Source organism: Wenzhouxiangella indolica (assembly GCF_042310355.1).
In the GTDB taxonomy this organism is placed as follows: Bacteria; Pseudomonadota; Gammaproteobacteria; order Xanthomonadales; family Wenzhouxiangellaceae; genus Wenzhouxiangella.
This window is the reverse complement of sequence record NZ_JBHJMR010000007.1, coordinates 107,706-125,090: the sequence shown is the minus strand read 5'-3', so window position 1 is coordinate 125,090 and position 17,385 is coordinate 107,706. Positions and strand designations below refer to the sequence as shown.

Annotated in this window: 11 protein-coding genes; 5 read left to right on the top strand and 6 right to left on the bottom strand. The window is 67.0% G+C overall.

Annotation, left to right across the window (positions count from 1 at the left end; all coding sequences use genetic code 11):
* Positions 1–12: 12 nt before the first annotated feature.
* On the bottom strand, positions 13–1,632 hold the full coding sequence (locus tag ACDC67_RS09785) for a M12 family metallo-peptidase (RefSeq protein ID WP_376692700.1): 1,620 nt from the start codon (positions 1,630–1,632) through the stop codon (positions 13–15).
* A 179-nt stretch (positions 1,633–1,811) separates the two neighbouring features.
* Here ACDC67_RS09785 and ACDC67_RS09780 point away from each other — a divergent pair, with 179 nt between their 5' ends.
* From ACDC67_RS09780 to ACDC67_RS09770, 3 genes are read left to right on the top strand one after another with little or no spacing between them, the layout of a single operon-like run.
* A complete protein-coding gene (locus tag ACDC67_RS09780) occupies positions 1,812–2,924 on the top strand; it encodes an efflux RND transporter periplasmic adaptor subunit (protein WP_376692699.1) in 1,113 nt (370 codons plus the stop codon).
* Positions 2,921–6,226, top strand: coding sequence for an efflux RND transporter permease subunit (locus tag ACDC67_RS09775; RefSeq protein WP_376692697.1), 3,306 nt, complete (start codon positions 2,921–2,923; stop codon positions 6,224–6,226). The genes ACDC67_RS09780 and ACDC67_RS09775 overlap by 4 nt, the downstream gene beginning before the upstream one ends.
* On the top strand, positions 6,223–9,273 hold the full coding sequence (locus ACDC67_RS09770; protein WP_376692696.1) for an efflux RND transporter permease subunit: 3,051 nt from the start codon (positions 6,223–6,225) through the stop codon (positions 9,271–9,273). Before ACDC67_RS09775 ends, ACDC67_RS09770 begins: the two co-directional genes overlap by 4 nt.
* Before the next feature lie 10 nt (positions 9,274–9,283).
* On the opposite strand, the gene gloA is transcribed toward ACDC67_RS09770, so the two are convergent.
* The 4 genes from gloA to ACDC67_RS09750 form a co-directional block, all read right to left on the bottom strand.
* A complete protein-coding gene (gene gloA / locus ACDC67_RS09765) occupies positions 9,284–9,826 on the bottom strand; it encodes a lactoylglutathione lyase (protein ID WP_376692695.1) in 543 nt (180 codons plus the stop codon).
* Between the two features lie 16 nt (positions 9,827–9,842).
* Positions 9,843–12,611, bottom strand: coding sequence for a valine--tRNA ligase (locus tag ACDC67_RS09760; protein ID WP_376692694.1), 2,769 nt, complete (start codon positions 12,609–12,611; stop codon positions 9,843–9,845).
* Positions 12,612–12,720: 109 nt separating this feature from the next.
* The gene (locus ACDC67_RS09755) at positions 12,721–13,122 is read right to left on the bottom strand and encodes a DNA polymerase III subunit chi (RefSeq protein ID WP_376692693.1); all 402 of its coding nucleotides are present in this window, start codon (positions 13,120–13,122) and stop codon (positions 12,721–12,723) included.
* Positions 13,123–13,179: 57 nt separating this feature from the next.
* Complete coding sequence (locus ACDC67_RS09750) at positions 13,180–14,676, bottom strand: leucyl aminopeptidase (RefSeq protein ID WP_376692692.1); 1,497 nt, start codon at positions 14,674–14,676, stop codon at positions 13,180–13,182.
* 74 nt (positions 14,677–14,750) lie between these two features.
* Between ACDC67_RS09750 and lptF the strand changes: the two genes are divergently transcribed.
* Together lptF and lptG are read left to right on the top strand one after the other, a co-directional pair.
* Positions 14,751–15,818: an LPS export ABC transporter permease LptF gene (gene lptF / locus ACDC67_RS09745; protein ID WP_376692690.1), complete on the top strand. Its 1,068-nt coding sequence runs from the start codon at positions 14,751–14,753 to the stop codon at positions 15,816–15,818.
* Positions 15,815–16,888, top strand: coding sequence for an LPS export ABC transporter permease LptG (lptG, locus tag ACDC67_RS09740; RefSeq protein ID WP_376692688.1), 1,074 nt, complete (start codon positions 15,815–15,817; stop codon positions 16,886–16,888). The genes lptF and lptG overlap by 4 nt, the downstream gene beginning before the upstream one ends.
* Before the next feature lie 20 nt (positions 16,889–16,908).
* On the opposite strand, the gene ACDC67_RS09735 is transcribed toward lptG, so the two are convergent.
* A complete protein-coding gene (locus ACDC67_RS09735) occupies positions 16,909–17,379 on the bottom strand; it encodes an RDD family protein (protein ID WP_376692686.1) in 471 nt (156 codons plus the stop codon).
* Between the last annotated feature and the right edge of the window lie 6 nt (positions 17,380–17,385).

The following is a 17,385-nucleotide window of genomic DNA, read 5'->3' as shown; positions in this document are numbered from 1 at the left end:
AGCCGCTCTGATTCAGGGCAGCGCCTCGAAACGGTCTTCAAGAATCGCCGGCCCGAGCACCTCCAGGGTGATCGGTACCGCGGTCTCCGGTTGCTCCGGATCGTTGCTGTCGATGTCGATCCGGCCCGGGTACTCGCCGATGTCGAGTTCTGCGGCGTCGAGGCTGAGCGTGATCACTTCCTGCGCCCCGGCGGCGAGACTCCCCGATTCCATGTCGACATCCAGCCACGGGAGCGCGCCGTTCGAGGTCCCGTCGACGCGACCGCTCCGGCCTTCAGGGGCGGCGCTGATCGTCCAGTCCAGCGCCGCCGTGCCGTTGTTGCTCAGGGTCATCTCGACCGCGGCGGTCTGCCCGGCCAGAACCGCCGGCTCCAATGCCGCCGGATCGACCGACAGCTCGGGTTCCTGCACGGGGCGCTCGCGGAACTCGGCAATGATCGGCGCCGTGAGCGCGGCGGTCAGTGCGTTGTGGCGTTCGCGATCGATGCCCGTGGGTATGTTGTTGAAGGAAATGTCCGGGTTGGAGAAGTAGGGCTGCCTCGGGCAGCCGGACGAGCAGGGATTCGAGTAGGACATCACGGTCCGGAACAGGCGGTCGGCATAGTGCCCGAACGACCAGTCGTAGGAAGCGGCGCCTGGTGACGCACCGTTGGCGGGATCGTGCTCCATGCCCGAGTTGTGCCCGTGCTCGTGGGCGTAGGTCAGGTTGCCGACCGCACAGTTGTTGGCGGTGACCTGAAAGGCGCTGGCGGCGAACTCCGGCCCCGGGTTGCGCATGACGTAGCCGCAGCCGCAGGCACTGCCGCCGTCGGCCAGCAGCATGCCGACCATGTCGGCGCCGTAGCGGTCGCGCAGGTCCTGCGCCTGGGCGTTGACACGCAAGGCGCCCAGCCGGTCGCCGCAGGTTCCCGTTTCGGTGAAGTCGATCTCGGCGATATGCGCGATGTTCCAGGATGTTTCAGTCAGGCTGTCCCGCAGGGCCAGGTTGCCGTTGTCGATGGCCGCCTGGGCGTGCGCCTCGATCTGCGCCGTTCCGCCGAGCTGCTCGCGCGCCGCTTCGCTGTAGACCACCAGCAGATCGATTGCCGTCTTGTCGCCGTTGACCCCGGCGGTGTCACCGCCGATCTCTTCGGGTGCAGCGACGGTGGCGTTGCTCGATTCCGGCGGCATCGTTTCACCGGGATCGATGCCGCCGCCGCAGGCCGGAAAACCGGCCGGATCGATGCGCATCAGGATCTGGCCGTGCTCGGCATCCGGGCGGATCTCCCAGCTCTCGGTGGCGGTATTCACCACGCCGCTGATCCATTCGCCCCGCCGGGCCAGCAGCACGTGACCCGCTTCACCCTCGATCGTTCCGGTCCAGGTGAGCGCGTCAGGGCCGTGGCGGAAGACGTGCTTGATGCGGGCTTCGAGCGTCGCTCGTCCCGGCAAGGCGATCGTGAGCGTTGCCCGACCATCGTCGACCAGGCCGCTGCGCGGGTTGATCCGCCAGGCTTCGACCGCGGCCGGAGACAGCGAGGCCAGCGACTGCTCGATCGGCTCGGCCGATGACCAGAGCCCGTCTTGTGCCGTGGCGCTGGCCATGAGGGTGGCGGTCATCAGCAGCGCAAGGATGCGAGCGGCATGGGGCATGTCGTTTCTCCGAGAAATACAGGGCTGCAGGGATGATATTGGTTCCTGAGTCCATACTACGTGTTCATGGATCCGAAGACGCCGGTTCGCGGGTAACCATGACTTCCGGCCCATGTCGGCTCGCCATGCTGGTGTTATAGTTCACCAACACACCAGATTGCCGTTTCGAGGCGAGACCAATGATGAACAAGAAGCTGCTATTGCTGCTGGCTGCGAGCCTGGGCCTGGCGACGGCCTGCGGCTCGGACGATGCGTCCGATGAGGGCGAGAAAGGTGAGGAAACGCGCGCGGTTCCGGTCGAAGCGGTCGCCGCCCGTCAGGACGCGATCGAGGCTTTCTACTCGGCCACGGCCACGCTCGAGGCCGACGGTGAGGCGGCGGTGGTGCCGCGGGTCGGTGGGCGTATCACGGCGATCGAGGTGGAGGAGGGCGACCGGGTCGCCGCCGGCGATGTGCTGGCGCGCATCGACGATGAGCGGCTCGGGCTCGAACTGGCCCGGGCCGAGTCGGACCTCAAGCGGCTGCGCCAGGACGTGAACCGGCAGCGCGAGATGCACGAGCGCAACATGATCGCCACCGAGGCGTTCGAGCGGCTGGCGTTCGAACTCGAGTCGCAGCAGGCCGCCGTGGATCTGGCCCGCTTGCAGCTGTCGTATACCGCCATCACGGCACCGATCGACGGCGTCGTGTCCGAGCGCATGATCAAGGTCGGCAACATGGTCTCGACCACCGAGCCGGTCTTTAGGGTCACCACCATGGATCCGTTGCTGGCCACCCTGCACGTGCCCGAACGCGAACTGGCGCGGCTGGCGCCCGGGCAGGTGAGCGTGCTCAGGGCCGATGCCCTGCCCGGCGAGCGCTTCGCGGGCGTGGTCGATCGCATCAGTCCGGTCGTCGACGCCGCTTCGGGAACCTTCCGGGTGACCGTCGAGCTGCGCGATCCGTCCGGTCGGCTGCGCCCGGGCATGTTCGGCCGCTTCGACATCGTCCACGACCGGCGCGAGCAGGCCGTGCTGGTGCCGGTCGAGTCGGTGTTGATCGAGGATGGCGAAGCTTCGATCTTCGTCGTCGACGACGGCGAGGCCCAGCGGCGCAGTGTGGAGGTCGGCTACCGCAACAACGGCGACTACGAGATCGTCGCCGGCATCGAGCCGGGCGAAGCGGTGGTGGTCACCGGCCAGGCCAGCCTCAGAAGCGGCGCACGCGTGCAGCTGATCGGTGACGAGCCGCCGCAGGCGAATGCCGAGCAGGCGGTGGCCGAACACATCGAAGCGGTGGACGTCTCGTCATGAACCTGATCCGTTTCGCCACGCGCCGGCGGGTGACCGTTGCGATGTTCACCCTGGCGGTGCTGCTGTTCGGGCTGGTCTCGCTGTCGAGGCTCGACGTCAGCCTGCTGCCGGACCTGGCCTACCCCACTTTGACCGTGCGCACCGAGTTTGCCGGCGCGGCGCCGGGCGAGATCGAGAATCTCATTACGCGGCCGATCGAGGAGGTCGTGGGCGTGGTCCAGGGCGTGCGACGGGTGCGCTCGACCTCGCGCACCGGCCAGTCGGACGTCACCCTCGAGTTCGCCTGGGGCAGCAACATGGACCGCGCCGCCATCGACGTGCGCGAGCGCATCGAGCGCCTGACCCTGCCGCTCCAGTCCGATCGCCCCCTGCTGCTGCGCTTCGATCCCTCGAACGAACCGGTGATGCGCTTCGCCCTGGCGCGCGACACCTCCGAAGTGGCTCGCGAGGCCGATGCCGCCAGCCGTATCCTTCCGGCCGACGCCGACGATGACTTTGCCACCCTGCGCATCCTGCGTCGGCACGCCGACGAACGGCTCAAGAAGGACATGGAGTCGATCGAGGGCGTGGCGGCCATCACGGTGTCCGGCGGCCTGGAGGACGAGATCCAGGTGCTGCTCGACCAGTACCGCCTGGCCCAGCTGAACCTCGAGCCGGCCCAGGTGGCCCAGCGCCTGCGCGCGGAGAACATCAATCTCTCCGGCGGGCGCCTGGAAGAGGGCACCCGGCAGTTCCTGGTGCGAACGATCAACGAATTCGAGTCCGTCGATGAAATTGCCGGCCTGATCGTGGCCAGCCGCGACGGCGAGCCGATCTACCTGCGCGATATTGCCGAGGTGCGCGAAGGCTGGCGCGAGCGCGACGCCATTACCCGCGTCGACGGACAGGAGATGGTGGAACTGGCGCTGTACCGCGAAGGCGACGCCAACGTCGTGTCCGTGGCCCGCTCGGTCGAGCGGCGCCTGGGCGAGATCCGCGCCGACCTGCCCGCCGACCTGGCGCTGACCCGCGTCTACGACCAGTCGGTCTTCATCCGCAGCGCGATCAACGAAGTGGTTCAGGCCGCGCTGTTCGGCGGTCTGCTGGCCATCGGCGTGCTCTACCTGTTCCTCAAGAGCGCGCGAGCGACGGTGGTGGTCGGGCTGGCGATCCCGATATCGGTCGTCGCCACCTTTGCGGCCATGTATGGCGCCGGGGTGACGCTCAACATCATGTCCCTGGGCGGGATTGCGCTGGCCATCGGCCTGCTGGTCGACAATGCCATCGTGGTGCTGGAGAACATCGCCGCCAAGCGCGAGCGTGGCTTGGGCCTGATCGCGGCCGCCCGCGAGGGCGCCGGCGAGGTGTCCGGGGCGGTGGTGGCGGCGACGCTGACGACCATTGCCGTGTTCCTGCCGCTGGCCTTTGTCGACGGGATTGCCGGGCAGCTTTTTCGCGACCAGGCGCTGACCGTCACTTTCGCCCTGCTGGTTTCGCTGGCGGTTGCGCTGACCCTGATCCCGATGCTGGCTTCCGTGGGAGAGCAGCCGCGCAATCGTGTCGGCGGTAACTTGCCGCAGGGGGATGATGATGCGAAGAGCGAGCCGCCCCGTGGTCGCTTGGCCCGGCTTCGCGGGCGCGGGCAATCCGCGCTCACGTGGCTGGCCGTGCTGGTTACGCGCCTGGTTGGCGGGCTGTTTCGCGGGCTCGGCAAAGGGCTCGGCCTGGCGCTGCGGCCGCTCGTGGCCGTGTTCAACCGCGGCTATGACGTGCTTTCACGCAGGTACCCACCGGTTCTGGAAGCTTCCCTGAGACGACGCGGACGCACGCTTTTCCTGGCCCTGGGCCTGTTCGCGCTCGCCCTCGTGCTGCTGCCGCGGCTGGGCATGGAGCTGGTGCCGGCGCTGGATCAGGGTGAGCTTCGCGTCGAAATCGCGCTCTCGCCCGGTACACCGCTGGCCCAGACCGGGCAGATGGTTGCCGGCCTGGCTGCCGCCGCGGGTGAGTGGCCCCAGGTCGAGCGCACCGATGCCCTGGTCGGCACCGGCGATCGCATGGACGCCAATCCCGAGGAAGCCGGCGAGCACCGGGCCACGCTCAACGTCGTGCTCAAGCCCGGCTCGGATGCCGACGCGGTGCGCTCGGCCCTGCGCAGTTACCTGGACGAGCGCCCGGGCGTGGACTACAGCATTGGCCAGCCCGAACTGTTCACCCTGGCCACGCCGCTGGAAGTTGAAGTGGCCGGCTACGAGCTCGCGGAGCTGCGCGCGGTGGCGACGCGGATTGCCGCCGGCATGGCCGAGTCGCCGCGCTTTGCCGACGTGCGCTCCTCGGCCGAGCAGGGCTATCCCGAGATCCGGATTCGCTTTGACCACGAGCGTGCCGCGCGGCTGGGGCTCAGGTCCGACCAGATTGCCGACACGGTCGTGCGCCAGGTGCGCGGCGACGTGGCCACGCGCTATAGCTGGCGCGAGCGCGAGATCGACGTGCGCGTTCGCGTTCTCGACGCGCAGCGCGCCTCGCCCGAGCGCATCGGCCAGCTGGTGGTCAATCCCGGCGCCGAACGTCCCGTGACCCTCGACGCCGTGGCCGATATCGACATTGCCGTCGGTCCCGGCGAGATTCGCCGCGTCGGTCAGCAGCGGGTAGCGGTCATCTCGGCCGAGGCCAGCTTCGGCGACTTGGGCTCGGCCGCAGAGGAAGCGCGCGAGATCATCGCCGGCGTGCCCATGCCGCGCGGCGTCAGCGCGCGCGTTGCCGGCCAGAGCGAGGAAATGCAGCGCGCCTTCCGTTCGCTGATACTCGCCCTGGCCCTGGCGGTGTTCCTGGTCTACCTGGTGATGGCCTCGCAGTTCGAGTCGCTGCTGCACCCCTTCGTGATCCTGCTGAGCATCCCGCTGGCGCTCACCGGCGCGGTGTTCGCGCTGTGGCTGACCGGCACGACCCTGTCGGTGGTGGTGTTCATCGGCGTGATCATGCTCGCCGGCATCGTCGTCAACAACGCCATCGTGCTGGTCACGCGCATCAACCAGCTGCGCGCCGAGGGCATGGTTCGCGAGGCGGCTATTGTCGAAGCCGGCCGCGCGCGCCTGCGTCCGATCGTGATGACGACTTTGACCACGGCCCTCGGCCTGCTGCCGCTGGCCGTCGGCCTGGGCGAGGGGGCGGAGATGCGCGCGCCGATGGCGATTGCGGTCATCGGTGGCCTGCTGCTGTCGACCGCGCTGACCCTGGTCGTGATTCCGGTGGTCTACAGCCTGCTCGACCGGCGCCGAACCCAGGCCGATATGCACTCGGGCGAAGTCGCCCGGTCGACGCCATGAACCGGCTGCCTCGCCTGGCCATCCGCCGTCCGGTCACCACCTGCATGGTGTTCGTGAGCCTGGCCGTGTTCGGACTGATCGCCGCGCGACTGCTGCCGCTGGAGCTCTTTCCGGACATCGACTTCCCGGGCATGATGATCGAAGTGCCGTATTCCGGCAGTTCGCCGGAGGAGGTCGAGCAACGTATCGCCCGGCCGGTGGAGGAAGCGCTGGCGACCATGGCCGGCATCAAGCGCATGATCACCAACGTCGGTTCCGACCAGGTGCGGATGTTCGTGTTCTTCGGCTGGGACGCCGACATGGACGCGCGCGGGGTCGAGGCCAAGGACAAGATCGACGGCATTCGGCATCGCTTGCCCGAGGACGTTGACCATGTCTTCGTGCGTCGCTTTACCAGCACCAACGATCCCATCCTGGGCCTGCGCATCGGTTCCAAGCGCGACCTGAGCGACGCCTGGGAACTGCTCGACCGCAACGTCCGCCGCCGGCTCGAGCGCGTCGAGGGCGTGGCCAGCGTGGGCATCGACGGCGTCGAGCCGCGCGAGGTGCGCATCCTGCTGCACGCCGACCGCGTCGCCGCGCACGGCATCGATCTCAACGCGCTGCGCGAGCGTCTGCGTGGCGCCAACTTCTCGGTCTCGGCCGGCTACGTCGACGACGAAAGGGCCGGCCGGCGCATCCGGGTGACGCCGCTGGGCACTTTCACGGACATCGACGAGATCCGCCGCCTGCCGATCAACGAGCGCGGCCTGCGCCTGGGCGATATCGCCGAGATCAGTATCGAGTCGCCGCCGCGCCGCTACGAACGCCTGCTCGACGGCCAGTTCGCCGTGGGCGTCAACGTCTTCGCCGAAAGCGGCGCCAACCTGGTCGAGGTCAGCCGCGCCGTGCTGGCCGAGGTCGAAGCGATCAATGCCCTGTCCGAGATGGAGGGCATCAACCTGTTCGTCCTGTTCAGCCAGGCCGAAGGCGTGGTGCAGTCGCTCAAGGACCTGGCCTTGGCCGGCCTGCTTGGCGCGCTGATGTCGATGGTGGTGCTCTACGTCTTCCTGCGCCAGTGGGCCACGACCCTGATCGTGATGCTGTCGGTGCCCACGGCCATCCTGATCACGCTCGGGGCGATGTACTTCCTGGGCCTGTCGCTCAATATCCTGACCATGATGGGGCTGATGCTGGCCATCGGCATGCTGGTCGACAACGCGGTGGTGGTGACCGAGAGCATCTACCGCTGCCGCCAGCGTTTTCCCGACCAGCCGGGCCGGGCCACGTTGATCGGCGTGCGCGAAGTCGCCATGGCGGTCACGGCCGGCACGCTGACGACGATCATCGTTTTCCTGCCCAATATCTTTGGCGCGCAGAACGAGATCACGTCCTTCCTGTCCTTTGTCGCCTACGCCATCACCATCGCGCTGATCGCCTCGCTGCTGATTGCCCAGACGATCATTCCGCTGCTGACGCTGAAAGTACCGCCCCCGCCGCCGCCGAAGGCCGGCGGCTGGCTCGACCGCCTGACCGATGCCTATGCCGGCGTGCTGTCGTTCAGCCTGCGGCGGCGCTGGATCACGGCGCTGGGGGTGGTCGTGCTCCTGGTCAGCGCGGTTGTTCCGATGGGCCAGGTCAAGACCAACATGTTCCAGCAGGCCGAAGGCGACCGGCTAATGCTGCACTTCAACGTCGAGGGCACCTACTCGCTCGATCGGGTGCGCCGGGACGTGGACCGCGTCGAGGACTACCTGCGCGACAACCAGGCGCGGTTCGGATTCGAGTCGCTGTACAGCTACTACAGCGAGGATCGCGCCGAGACCACGCTGATTCTCGACCCCGAGCGCAGGATCTCCAACGAGCGCATCCGCGAACGGGTCCGCGAGGGCTTGCCGGCGATCGCCATCGGCCGTCCGAGCTTCGATTCACAGCAAGGCGGCGGGGGCGGGCGCGACTCGCTGAGCCTGAGCCTGCACGGCGAATCCAGCGAGCGCCTGTTCGAGCTGTCGGAAGAGCTCGCGCGCGTGCTCTCGAGCGTGGAAGGACTGGTCGACGTGCGTTCGGAAGCGACCGCCGGCGCGCAGGAAGTCCAGGTGCGCGTCGATCGCCAGCGCGCCATCCGCCAGGGGCTCTCGAGCGAGCAGGTCGCCCAGGCGATCGCCGTGGCCATGCGCGGCGAACGGCTCAACGAGTTCCGTGGCCCCGAGGGCGAGCTGACCATGCGCCTGGCCTTCCATGGCGGCGACCGACAGAGCGCCGCGCAGCTGGCCAACCTGCCGCTGGTCAACGACCGGGGCGAGCGAGTCCGCCTGGCCACCGTGGCCGACTTCGAAACAGTGAGCGGGCCGGCCAGCATATCTCGACTCAACCGGCGCACCAGCGTGAACGTGAACATGAACCTCGCGGACCTGTCGATGGGCGAGGCGCGCGAGGCCATCGACGCCGTCATGCAACAGGTCGCGCTGCCGCCGGGCTACGGCTGGAGCTATGGCGAGGCTTTCCAGCGCGAGGACGACGCCATGACCCAGATGGCCTTCAACATGCTGCTGGCCGTCGCGCTGATCTTCATCGTCATGGCCGCGCTGTTCGAATCGACCCTGTTCCCGGCCTCGATCGTGACCTCGATCGTGTTTTCCTTCGTCGGCGTGTTCTGGTTCTTCTTCATCACCGGCACGGAGATGTCGCTAATGGCGATGATCGGCATGCTGGTACTGATGGGGATCGTGGTCAACAACGGCATCGTGCTGATCGACCACGTCAACAATCTGCGCCGCAGGGGAATGGCGCGCGACGAGGCCGTCATCCAGGCCGGACGCGACCGACTGAGACCGATCCTGATGACCGCCGCGACCACCATCCTGGCGATGATTCCCCTGGCGCTCGGCCAGACCCGCATCGGCGGCGACGGCCCGCCGTACTTCCCCATGGCGCGGGCGGTGATCGGCGGTCTGGGCTTTTCGACCGTGATCAGCCTCGTCGTCGTGCCCTTTGTCTACGTGTTGCTGGATCGCCTCAGGCAGTGGGTCTCGACGGTACGCTACCGGGCCGCCGGCGAACGCTCGTGACTGATCTCGATCAGCCGTTCTGGCGCTCGATCATGTCCGGCTGAAGAACTTCGATCCAGTAGCCGTCGGGATCCTTGATGAAGGCCAGGCCCTTCATCTTGCCGTCGTCCGGCCGCTTGACGAACTCCACGCCCAGCGCTTCCATCCGCTCGGCCGCGGCATGGATATCCGGCACCGAGATGGCGATGTGGCCGAAGCCCTGCGGCTCGGCGTTGCCGTCGTGATAGGCCACTTCGGGGTCGTCTTCCGTGCCCCAGTTGTGCGTCAGTTCCAGCACGCCCCGGCCCGAAAAGGTGAAGGTGGTGCGCTTGTCGTCTTCGGTGGGCACGGCCGCGGCCTGCTCGTCGCCCAGGTAGCCGAGGAAGTAGAGCGTGAAGCGCATCTCCTCGAAATCGAGCCGGCGCAGCAGCCGCATGCCGAGCACGCGGCTGTAGAAATCCAGGCTGCGCTCGGGATCCTTGACGCGCAGCATGGTGTGGTTGAACACGTAATCGGCAGTCTCGCGATCCGGCTGTTCGCACAGGCCGGGCGCGTTCTCGAAGTGTCGGGACATGGTTATTTCCGGATGCTCATTGCAGTGCGGACAGTTTATCGATCTGCGAGGAAAGCTCGGCCACCTTGCCCTTGTGTTCTTCCAGCCGCCGGCGTTCCTTCTCGACCACCTCGGCCGGGGCGTTGTCGACGAAGCGTTCGTTGGCGAGCTTCTTCTCGACCTGGGTCAGGCCCTTTTGTTCGCGCTCGAGCTGCTTTTTCAGGCGGGCCAGTTCCTCGCCGATGTCGACCAGGCCGGCGAGCGGAATCAGCAGGCGCAGGTTGCCGGCCAGGGCGACCGCGCAATCGCCGCTGTCGCGGTCGTCGGCGACGCGTTCGATCGACTCGATGCGCGCCAGGCGCTTGATCAGGGTGTCGAAGCGTTCCAGTCGCTCGTGATCGTTTTCGGTGCCCAGCTGGACCATCAGCGGCATGGGCTTGCCCGGCGCCAGGCCCAGCTCGGTGCGGGCTGAACGGATGGCGGAGATCACCGTCTTGAGCCACTCCGTGTCCTGTTCTGCCGATTCGTCGATGGCGGCGGCCTCGGGCCAGCGGGTCGCCATGATCGTGTCGGCGTCCACGCCGGCGGGTACGCGCACGCGCTGCCAGATTTCCTCGGTGACGAAGGGCACGAAGGGGTGCAGCAGCTTGAGCGTGGCTTCCAGCACGGTCGCCAGCGTGTAGCGGGTGGCCCGGGCGGTGGCCTCGTCGGCATCGTCTGCGAGTGCGGGCTTGGCCAGCTCCAGGTACCAGTCGCAGAACTCGTGCCAGACGAATTCATACAGCGCTTTTGCCGCCAGGTCGAAGCGGTAGTCGGCCAGGGCGGCGTCGACTTCATGGATGGTGCGGCCGAGCGCCGAGCGGATCCAGCGCGAGAGCACGTCGTAGTCGGACTCGGCCGGCACCGGTAGCGTCTCTTCGCCGGTGTTCATCAAGGTAAAGCGCGCCGCGTTCCAGAGCTTGTTGAGGAAGTTGCGGTAGCCCTCGCAGCGGCCCAGGTCGAACTTGATGTCGCGGCCGTGTCCGGCCAGGGTGGCGAAGGTGAAGCGCAGCGCGTCGGCGCCGAAAGCCGGAATGCCGTCGGGGTACTCGTCGCGCGTGGCTTTGGCAACGGCCTTGGCTTTTTGCGGCTGCATCATCGAGGCGGTGCGCTTTTCCACCAGGGCCTCGAGCTCGATGCCGTCGATCAGATCGATCGGGTCGAGCACGTTGCCCTTGGACTTCGACATCTTCTGGCCGTCGCGGTCGCGGATCAGGCCGGTGATGTAGACCTGCTCGAAGGGCACCTGGCCGGTGAAGTGCTTCGTCATCATGATCATCCGCGCGACCCAGAAGAAGATGATGTCGAAGCCGGTGATCAGCACCGAGGTGGGCAGGTAGCGGTCGAAGCCTTCCGACTGCATTCTTTGCTCGTCCGGCCAGCCCAGGGTGGAGTGGGCCCACAGCGCGGAGGAGAACCAGGTCTCGAGCACGTCCTCGTCCTGCGTGAGCTTCGCGTCGGCCGGCAGCTCGCTTCCGGCGCGCGCCTCGTCTTCCGTGCGGCCGACGTAGACCTGGCCGGCTTCGTCGTACCAGGCGGGGATGCGATGCCCCCACCAAAGCTGGCGCGAGATGCACCAGTCCTGCAGGTTTTCCATCCAGTGGCGGTAGGTGTTGATCCAGTTGCCGGGCACGAACTCGATCTCGCCGGACTCGACCGCATCGAGGCCGATCTTGCCGAGTTCGTCCATCTTCACGAACCACTGGTCGGTCAGGAAGGGCTCGATGATCTGGCCCGAGCGATCGCCGCGGGGCACCATCAGGGTGTGGGCCTTTTCCTCGACCAGCAGGTCCTGTGCTTTCAGGTCTTCGATCACGCGCTTTCGCGCTTCGAAACGGTCGAGGCCGCGGTAGGCTTCCGGCGCCTGGTCGTTGATCTCGGCCGTGGGCGTGAAGATGTTGATCGGTTCGAAATCGTGACGGTTGCCGACTTCCCAGTCGTTGAAGTCGTGCGCCGGCGTGATCTTGACGCAGCCGGTGCCGAATTCCATGTCCACGTAGTCGTCGGCGACGACGGGAATCTGCCGGCCCGTCAGCGGCAGCTCGACGGTCTTGCCGACCAGGTCGGCGTAGCGTTCGTCATCGGGATGCACGGCCACGCAGACGTCGCCGAGCAGGGTTTCGGGTCGCGTGGTGGCGACGATGACGTCGCCTTCGCCGTCGGTTCTCGGATAACGGATCGACCAGAGCTTGCCCTGTTCTTCGCTGTTGACCACTTCGAGATCCGAGATCGCGGTCTGCAGTACCGGGTCCCAGTTGACCAGGCGCGGGCCGCGGTAGATCTTGCCCTCCTTGTACAGGCGAACGAAGGTCTCGTTGACCGCCTCGGACAAGTCCGGGTTCATGGTGAAGCGCTCGCGCGACCAGTCGGCCGAGGCGCCCAGGCGGCGCATCTGGCCGGTAATGGTCGAGCCGGAGTGTTCCTTCCAGTCCCAGACCTTGTCGACGAATTCCTCGCGCGTGTAGTCATCACGCTTGCCGCCCTCGGCCTCGATCTGGCGCGTGACGACCATCTCGGTGGCGATACCGGCGTGATCGACCCCGACCTGCCACAGCGTGTCGCGCCCCTTCAGGCGCTGGTAGCGAATCAGCGCGTCCATCAACGTGTGCTGGAAGGCGTGCCCCATATGCAGCGTGCCGGTGACGTTCGGGGGCGGCAGCAGGATGGTGAAGGGCTTGCCTTCGCCGGAGGGCTTGAAGCAGCCTTTCTCTTCCCAGTACGGGTACCAGCGCGCTTCGATATTTTCGGGGCTATATGTTTTATCCATGACGTTCGGGTTCTGTTTGTCTTGTAAGGTTTCAGGTTTCAGGTTTCAGGTTTCAGGAAAGACCAATCGAAGCCCGCTCCTGAAACCTGAACCCTGAAACCTGAACCCTTCATTTAAGAACATGATGCTGCAACTCCGCCCCCCGCTCCTTCCACGCCATCCACCGCTCCCGCAACTTCTGCTTGAGCGACTCGTCCGGCGGCACGATCTCGAGGATGCGCTGGTAGCGGCCGGCGGGCAGGGGAGCGCTTGGGTCCAGGTTGATCAGGAGGCCGGCCTGCTCGGGCGCGTTCTCCAGCAACCGGATCGGCGCTTTCGACTCGCCGCGCTCGTGCGGCAGGAAGCGGCCCTCGGGCTGCTCCCACAGCTGCTCGTCGAGCTTCGCCAGGTCGCCGGAAGATCCGACGATGGCAATATCCTTCGTCGCCGGCCAGGCCTTGGAGACCAGCACCCCGGCGACATACAGCGGATCACTGAAGCGCCCGCCCATTTCGTAGAAGTCTACGCGCACGGGACTCGGGACTCGGGACTCGGGACTAGGGCCATGACCTGCATATGGACTCGGCCCTCAGCGTGCAATTTTGTCCCAGCCGCCGGCGCGGTCCACCAGCCAGTCGACGAGCATGCCCACGGGCCGGCCGGTGCCGGATTCGGGTTTGCCCCATTGCCAGGCCGAGCCGGCGCAGTCGATGTGGGCCCAGCGCTGGCCTTCGGCGAAGCGCGACAGGAAGCAGCCGGCGGTGATGCTGCCCGCGGGCATGCCGCCGATGTTCTTCATGTCGGCAAACGGTGATTCGATCTGTTCCTGGTAATCGTCCCACAGCGGCAGGCGCCAGGTGCGATCGACCGAGCGCTGGCCGGCGGCAAGCAGTTCGTCGGCCAGCTCGTCGTCCTGCGTCATGACCGCGCTGGCGTGGTGGCCCAGGGCGATGACGCAGGCCCCGGTCAGGGTGGCCATGTCGACGGTTGTCTGCGGCTTCAGGTTCTGCCCGGTCCAGCACAATGCGTCGGCCAGGATCATGCGGCCTTCGGCGTCGGTGTTGTGCACTTCGATGGTCTTGCCGTTCATCGCGGTGATCACATCTCCCGGCCGATAGGCCTTGCCGTCGGGCATGTTCTCGACCGCGGCGACCACGCCTTCGACGTTCATCGGCAGTTTCAGCCGCGCCACGGCTTCCATCGCGCCGATGGTGGCGGCCGCCCCGCCCATGTCGAACTTCATCTGCTCCATCATGTCGCGCGGCTTGATCGAGATGCCGCCGGTGTCGAAGGTCACGCCCTTGCCGACCATCGCCAGCGGGGCGTCGCCGTCCTTGCCGCCCTTCCAGCTCAGGCGGATCAGGCGCGGGCGGTTGGCGCTGCCGTCGGCAACCGCCATGAGCGCGTTCATGCCCAGATTGCGCATCTCTTCTTCTTCGAGGATCTCGACCTCGAGGCCCGCGTGGTCGGCGGCCATCTTCTCTGCCGTCTCGGCCAGGTGGATGGGCGTGCAGATATTGGGCGGCAGGTCGGCCAGGTCGCGTGCGCGCCGCACGCCGGCGGCGATGGCCGAAGCCAGCGCGAGCTGTTGCTCGACGCCGTCGCCGGCGGGGAAGCTGACCGATTCGATCGCCGGCGGCGCGTCGTCCTTCGGCTTCTTGGTCGCGCTGTAGACGTAGTCGGCGTAGATCAGGGCGATGCCGGCCTGGCGAAGCTTCCAGTCGCTGCCGCGGTCATTGACCTCGGCGGCGGCGAGCAGGCAGTGTGCGCTCGTCGCCCGTGACTGCCTGAGCGTCTTGCCGGCGGCCTTGACGGCCTTGTCGAAGGCGACGCCGTCGAACTTTTCAGCCTTGCCGAGCCCGACTACCAGGAGCCGATCAGCCGCGATGCCGGGTACGGCGTGCAACAGCACGGTCTGGCCGGCCTTGCTCGGCAGGTCGCCGCTGTCGCGCAGGCGTGAAAGCAGCCCGTCGCTGGCTTGGTCGATATCGGCCAGGGCTCCGCTCAGCTTGTTGTCGGCCAGTCCGGCAATGAGACAATCGGTTTCGACCGCCGTGACGGCGGCATCGGTGGTTGTAAACTGCATATCGCTTCGTTTCCCGCGTTGACGTGCATGATAATGACAGCCTGCCATTGTAACCCTCGAAGGCGAAGGCCTGAATGCTGATCCTCCAGCGCTACATCCTGAAGCAGGGCCTGCTCGCCAGCATGCTGAGCCTGTTCGTGTTTCTCGGCGTGGTCAGCGCCCTGTTTCTCGCCGAACTGTTGGGCGAGGCGGCGCAGGGCGACTTGCCCGGCGGCAGCGTGCTGCTCATGCTCGCGTTGCGGCTGCCCGAAGCGATCATGCTGGTCGGTCCGCTCGCGCTGCTGACGGGGCTGTTGATGACCCTCGGGCGCCTGCAGGAAGAAAGCGAGCTGGTCGTGATGCGCAGCGGCGGCCTGGCGTACCGGCGGCTACTGCGGCCGATCCTGGTCGTGGCCGCTCTGTGGGCCGGCGGGCTCTTGCTGGTTTCCGGCTGGGTCTCCCCCATGGCCGTGGAGCGGTCGGCCACGCTGCTGGCGGATGCCGCCCGCAACGCGATGGTCGCGGGCCTGAGGCCGGGTCAGTTCGATCGACTCAACCAGGGACGGACCACCATTTACGTCGGCGGCATCGATCGTCGCGACGACGAGCTGCGGGATATCTTCATCCAGCACATGGAAGAAGGCAGCACGCAGCTCGTGGCGGCCAGCCGGGGGCGCCTGTGGCTGCCGGGGGAAGACGAGGGCCGCTACCTGCTGCTGCGCGACGGCTACCAGTTGCAGCACGCCTCGCAACGGCTCGACGGCGCGGTGCGCGAAATGCGCTTTGCGCGCAATGAGTTGAGGCTGCCGACACCGAAGGATGCGGCCGTCGAGAGCGAGTCAGCGTATCGACTTCCGGCCCTGTGGCCGGCCGACTCGCCCGCCGAACGGCGGGAATGGCACTGGCGCCTGGCCGCCCCCATGGCGGGGCTCTTGCTCGGCCTGCTCGCGCTGCCCTTGTCGAGCCGCAGGCCGAGGCAGGGCCGGCACGCGAGCGTCGTGGCCGCACTCGTCCTTTACCTGGTCTACAGCAACGCCGTGCACGGCGGGCTGATCCTGATGGAGCAGCACGATGCCATGCGGGGCCCCGGGCTCTGGCCGGTTCACGGCGCCCTGACGCTACTTGTTGCGCTGCTTTTCTGGCGCCACTGGAGGTCGTGGTGATCGCGGGCGTGCTGGGCCGCTACGTCAGCCGCACGGTGCTGGTCTGGGTGCTGATCGTCGCCATCCTGCTCGTCGGGCTCTACACGCTCATCGAGTTCGTGCGCGAAGCGCAGGACCTGACCGGTGACTACGGTCCCGCGCAGATGCTCGTCTACATTGCCCAGACGACCCCCAGTCGCCTGTACGACATTTTTCCCTTTGCCGCGCTGATCGGCACGATGCTCGGGCTCGGCGGTCTGGCCGGCACCAACGAGCTCGTGGCCATGCGCGCGGCCGGCTACGACCGCGGCCGGATCCTGGCCAGCGTGATGCTGTCGGTGGGTGTGTGCCTGCTGCTGCTGTTCCTGCTGGCGGAGTTCATGATTCCGGGCCTGGATGCGCGCGCCAGCGCGCAACGCGACCAGCTTCGAAGTGGCCAGGTTCACCTGGGCAAGTACGGCGCGCTGTGGCTGAGGGATGGCCGGATGATGATTCGCATCGGCTACTCGGCCTGGGGAGACGACAACCGCCCCGAGTTCGGCGACGTGCTGGTCTATCGGATCGACGAAGGCATGCAGCCCGACCGGATCATGCACGCCGTGTCGGCGACCCACACCGGTGACGCGTGGCAGCTGCGCCGCGTGGCCGAGCGCGGCGTTTTCGACGAGCTGCAATCGCGTCGCCGGCCTTCAGTGACCCTCGAGTCCACGCTGAGCTACGATCTGTTCGCCTCGGCGGTGAGCAAGCCGCGCATGCTCGCCATCGGCGACCTGCTGGGCATGATCTCTCTGCTCGATGCCAACGAGCTGGATACGGGGCGCTACCGGCAGGCGCTCTGGAACCGGGTCTTCTTTCCGCTCAACGTGTTGGCGATGATCCTGGTCAGCCTGCCCTTCGCGTTCCGCGGCGGCCGGCAGGGCGGTCGCGGCCTGAGCACCTTCGTCGGGCTGTCGCTGGGCCTGATGTTTTTCGTGATGAGCCGGCTGATACGCGGCACGGCCATGCTCTGGCCCGGCCCGTTGTGGCTGTTGATGATCCTGCCGGCGCTGTTTTTCGGCGCCCTCGGGCTGGTCTTGCTGAGGCGTCTGTGAGCGGGCTGCGGCCGGCGCGGTCAGCCGCGACGTTTCGCGACCCTTGGCTCGACGACCAGGCGTGTCGAGCTGATCAGGTCGTGCCAGGTTCGCCGTTGCGGTTCGAACAGGCTCCAGATATAACCGAGCCCGGCCGGGGCCGCCGAGAGCGCGGCCGCCAGGAAGCGAAGGGCGGAGCTCGACCAGCCGATCTTCCCCCCGTCGTCCGTCAGGAGCCTGATTCGCCAGGCCTTCATGCCCACGGTCTGCCCGCCCATTCGCCAACACACGGCGAAGTAGGCCCAGCACACGATCAGCAGATAAAACTGGAACCAGAGCGTTCCCGACGGAATCCCGTCGCCGTAGGGCACGACAAGAAGAGCCGCCGCGGCCATGAGCAGTGCCACGACCAGGAGGGCGTCGTAAACCATTGATGCCAGACGGCGGAACAGTCCGCAGGCGGGCAATCGATCAGGGTTCGGCGGCGGGCTGGAAGTCGATTTTTCTGACACAGGATT

Excerpts from the sequence above, each read along its gene's own strand:
- ACDC67_RS09780 (WP_376692699.1), top strand. The coding sequence starts at position 1,812 with ATGATGAACAAGAAGCTGCTATTGCTGCTGGCTGCGAGCCTGGGCCTG.
- ACDC67_RS09750 (WP_376692692.1), bottom strand. The coding sequence starts at position 14,676 with ATGCAGTTTACAACCACCGATGCCGCCGTCACGGCGGTCGAAACCGAT.
- ACDC67_RS09775 (WP_376692697.1), top strand. The coding sequence starts at position 2,921 with ATGAACCTGATCCGTTTCGCCACGCGCCGGCGGGTGACCGTTGCGATG.
- lptF (WP_376692690.1), top strand. The coding sequence starts at position 14,751 with ATGCTGATCCTCCAGCGCTACATCCTGAAGCAGGGCCTGCTCGCCAGC.
- gloA (WP_376692695.1), bottom strand. The coding sequence starts at position 9,826 with ATGTCCCGACACTTCGAGAACGCGCCCGGCCTGTGCGAACAGCCGGAT.
- ACDC67_RS09785 (WP_376692700.1), bottom strand. The coding sequence starts at position 1,632 with ATGCCCCATGCCGCTCGCATCCTTGCGCTGCTGATGACCGCCACCCTC.
- ACDC67_RS09760 (WP_376692694.1), bottom strand. The coding sequence starts at position 12,611 with ATGGATAAAACATATAGCCCCGAAAATATCGAAGCGCGCTGGTACCCG.
- ACDC67_RS09770 (WP_376692696.1), top strand. The coding sequence starts at position 6,223 with ATGAACCGGCTGCCTCGCCTGGCCATCCGCCGTCCGGTCACCACCTGC.